3 protein-coding genes and 1 pseudogene are annotated in these 3,870 nt (G+C 73.0%); all 4 read right to left on the minus strand.

Annotated features, from left to right (window positions below):
• Positions 1 to 399 precede the first annotated feature (399 nt).
• The gene (rpe, locus tag RWP81_RS15165) at positions 400 to 1,071 is read right to left on the minus strand and encodes a ribulose-phosphate 3-epimerase (protein WP_308220483.1); all 672 of its coding nucleotides are present in this window, start codon (positions 1,069 to 1,071) and stop codon (positions 400 to 402) included.
• A 188-nt stretch (positions 1,072 to 1,259) separates the two neighbouring features.
• On the minus strand, positions 1,260 to 2,630 hold the full coding sequence (locus tag RWP81_RS15170; protein WP_314457492.1) for a transcription antitermination factor NusB: 1,371 nt from the start codon (positions 2,628 to 2,630) through the stop codon (positions 1,260 to 1,262).
• Positions 2,627 to 3,544 (minus strand): methionyl-tRNA formyltransferase, encoded by a 918-nt coding sequence (fmt, locus tag RWP81_RS15175; protein WP_314457494.1) that lies wholly within the window; start codon positions 3,542 to 3,544, stop codon positions 2,627 to 2,629. The genes RWP81_RS15170 and fmt overlap by 4 nt, the downstream gene beginning before the upstream one ends.
• An 88-nt stretch (positions 3,545 to 3,632) precedes the next feature.
• Positions 3,633 to 3,870: pseudogene (locus RWP81_RS15180) on the minus strand (primosomal protein N'); the annotation flags it as partial.

A 3,870-nucleotide genomic window follows, 5' to 3' on the forward strand; every position in this document is an offset into this window, starting at 1 on the left:
TTTCTGCGTGCGGAAACGCGAGGAGAGCGCGTTTATGCGCGTGGATCGCGTTTATGCGTGGGGTCGGGTGGGCGCGGCGGGGATGGCTCGACGAGGTCGGGCGGGGCGTCGGCGTGGGCTCGCGTGGCGCGGGGCTTGCGGTTCGGACGAGGATTTGGCGTCCGGATGCCGTGTCTCCGTCACGCATAAACGCTTTCTGCGTGCGGAAACGCGAGGAGAGCGCGTTTATGCGCGTGGATCGCGTTTATCCGTGAGTTCGCGGGGCGGGCGCGACGCAACCGCGGACGCCGAGCGCGGCTACGGGCGCGACGCAACCGCAGACGCCGGGCGCGACGCAACCGCAGACGCCGGGCGCGACGCAACCGCGGACGCCGTGCGCGACGACGGACCGCGCCTTGGTCAGTGGCGGTGGCGGGACGCCGTGGTGCGCAGCGACTGGATGGCCGCGTCGGGGTCGTCGGCGCCGAAGACCGCGGATCCGGCGACGAACGTGTCGGCCCCCGCCTCGGCGGCCTGCGCGATCGTGGACTCGCCGATACCGCCGTCGACCTGCAGCCAGACGCTCGAACCGCGTCGCTTCGCCTCGTCGGCGAGCGCACGGAGCTTGGGCATGGTCTCGGGCATGAAGGACTGGCCGCCGAAGCCGGGTTCGACGGTCATGACGAGGATCTGATCGAACTCGTTGAGCGAATCGAGAAGGTTCTCCACGGGTGTACCGGGCTTCACGGCGACGCCGGCGCGCGCGCCGATGGAGCGCAACCGACGTGCCAGGGCGATCGGGGACGCCGCGGCCTCGAGGTGGAAGGTGACGGATGCCGCACCGAGCTCGGCGTAGGCCGGAGCCCAGCGGTCGGGATCGTCGATCATCAGGTGCACGTCGAGGGGCACCGGGCTCGTCTCCTGGATGCGCGCCACCATCTGCGGCCCGAACGTGAGGTTGGGCACGAAGTGGTTGTCCATGACGTCGACGTGCACGAAGTCGGCACCCGCGATGCGCGCGAGCTCGGCCTCCATGTTCACGAAGTCGGCGGCGAGGATGCTCGGGTTGATGCGGGAGGCGTCGGTAGGCACCCGACCATTATGGGCGGGCACTGCGCTCGCCCCGTCGCCGCGCTCGCCCGGGCCGTGCAGTCGAGTGTCCAGGACACGCCGTTCGACGGGGCTCCCGCGCGGCGTGTCTTGGACACTCGACGAGCTGAACGGGCCCGGCCGCGCACAGCGGGCCCGGGCTTGCCCGCTCGCGGCGGGCGAGCAGCGGGTCAGCGCTTGCGCAGCAGGGCGATCGACATGGCGTCGGTGCCGTGGCGGTGAGGCCAGAGCTGCGCGCGGAGGGAACCGTCGGCCTGGTCGAGCAGGTCGATCTCGTCGACAGCCACGGAGCGCACGACCGCGCGGGCATCGAGCTCCTCGACCGCGTCGCCGAGCTCGCGTTTGACCTCGGCGAGCACGCCGGAGGTCTCGGCCAGATGCGGCGAGCACGTCACGTACGCGACCACACCGCCGGGCTTCAGCGCCGTGAACGCGGCGAGCACCAGATCCAGCTGCAGGGCCGTCAGATCGGGCACGTCGGCCGGGGTCTTGCGCCAGCGGGCCTCGGGCCGGCGGCGCAGCGCTCCGATGCCGGTGCACGGGGCGTCGACGAGGATGCGGTCGTACTCCCCCGGCATCCGGGCGGCGCGCTCGCGCCCGTCCTCCTCGCTCACTTCGACCTCGAGGGGCACGGATGCCACGGCCTGTCGCACCAATCCGGCGCGCGCCGGCGAGATCTCGTTGGCATCCACCGTTGCGCCGTGCGCGAGCGCTTCGGCGGCGAGCAAGGCGGTTTTGCCGCCGGGGCCTGCGCAGAGGTCGAGCCAGCGTTCCCCCTCGCGCACGGGGAGGGCGCGGCTCAGGGCGAGAGCGGCGAGTTGCGACCCTTCGTCTTGCACGCGTATGCGGCCCCCGGAGGCGCGGATGAGGCCCTCGGGGTCTCCGCCGCGGGTGGTGAAGGCGGTGGGCGCGAAGCGGGTGGATGCGGCGTCGTCGGGCACTTCGGCGAGTCCGGGGAGAGCGATCATGGCCACGCGCGGGGCGATGTTGTCGGCCTCGAGCAGGGCGGTGAGCTCGTCGGCGCGGCCCTCGGCGGTCAGCGCGCGACGGAGGGCCCGCACGATCCACACGGGGTGCGAGGTGGTCAGCCCGATCCGTTCGTCGTCACTCCGCGCGGCGGCGGCGATGCGGTCCATCCACTGGCCGGGCGTTTCGCGAGAGATACGGCGCAGCACGGCGTTGGCGAACCCCGCCGCGCCCTTTCCCCCGCCGTGCCGACGGGCGAGTTCGACGGACTCGTTGACCGCGGCGTGCGAGGCGACACGGGTGGACAGCAGCTGGTGCACCCCGAGACGGAGCGCGTCGAGGACGTTCGGGTCGATGCGGTCGACGGTGCGGTCGGCTGCGGCGGCGATGATGGCGTCGTACGTTCCCCGTCGGCGCAGGGTGCCGTAGGTCAGTTCCGTCGCGAGACCGGCGTCCTTGGCATCCAATCTCGCCCGTGCGATCGCGTGCGGCAGCAGCAGATTGGCGTAGGCCTCGTCGCCGGAGACGGCGCGGAGGACCTCGTACGCGACGGCGCGCGCTCCCTGCACGCTCATGCGCCGAGCACCGGTTCGTCGGTGCGCAGACCCCGGAACCAGTCGCCGGCGGCCATCGCCCCCTTGCCTGCGGGCTGGACGGTCTCGAGGCGCAGGGGCGCCGTGCCGGTACCGACGATCACGTCCTTTCCGGATGCCGCGACCCGTCCCGGCGTGAGCGGCGGCGCCTCGGAGGGAGCTGCGCGCAGCACTTTGAAGCGGGCGCCGTCGAGGGTCGTGTGGGCTCCGGGTTCGGGCGTGACGCCGGCGATGCGGTGGAGGAGGGTCTCGGCATCCTGGGTGAAGTCGAGCACGCCGTCGTCGAGGGTGAGCTTGGGCGCGAGAGTCGGTTCGCCGCGCTGCGCGGTCGCGACCGCCGTGCCGTCGGCGATGCCGTCGACCACGCGGGCGAGCACGGGAGAGCCGATGTCGGCGAGGGCGTCGAGCACGTCGGCGGTGGTGGCGCCGGGGGGCACCTCGTAGCGCTCCTCGGCGAACACGTCGCCCGCGTCGAGCGCCGCGACCAGCTGGAAGACGCTGGCGCCGGTCACGGTGTCACCGGCGATGAGGGCGCGCTGCACGGGAGCTGCGCCGCGCCAGCGCGGGAGGAGTGAGAAGTGCAGGTTGATCCACCCGTGCGCGGGGGTCGACAGCAGTGGCTCGCGCACGAGTCCGCCGTAGGCCACGATCACGCCGAGGTCGGGCGCGAGTTCGGCGATCCGCTCGGTCACGTCGGCGTCCAGGCGGTCGGCCTTGATGGTCGGGATGCCGAGCTCGTCGGCGGCCTGAGCGACCGGCGACGGGGTGAGCACGCGCTTGCGTCCGAGCGGGGCGTCGCCGCGGGTGACGACCGCGACGATCTCGTGCGGGCCGGCGGCGAGGGCACGGAGAGAGGGGACGGCGACGGCGGGAGTGCCGGCGAAGACGAGGCGCATGGTTCTCCTCAGGCGGTTCGGGGCGGGTGGGTCCGGGCGGGTGCGTCGGCACGGACCACGGTGGCGTTCGGCCGACGGCGCGCGGCGCTCACAGATCGGGTTCGGGGATGTCCAGGCGGACTCTGAGCGTACTGCGCGGCTTCGGGCCGCGATCCTTGCGCGACTTGCGAGCGCGCAGCGCATCGGCGATGACTCCGGCGCGCAGCGCCTCGGCGACGGCGCGTCCGTGCGCGTAGTCGAAACGCACGAGCGCACGCGCCGTTGCGACGTCGGGGGTCTCCGACGTGTCGACCGGCCCCAGGATCGCGAGCGGGTCGAGGGCCGGC

The sequence above is a fragment of the uncultured Microbacterium sp. genome, from assembly GCF_963521695.1.
In the GTDB taxonomy this organism is placed as follows: Bacteria; Actinomycetota; Actinomycetes; order Actinomycetales; family Microbacteriaceae; genus Microbacterium.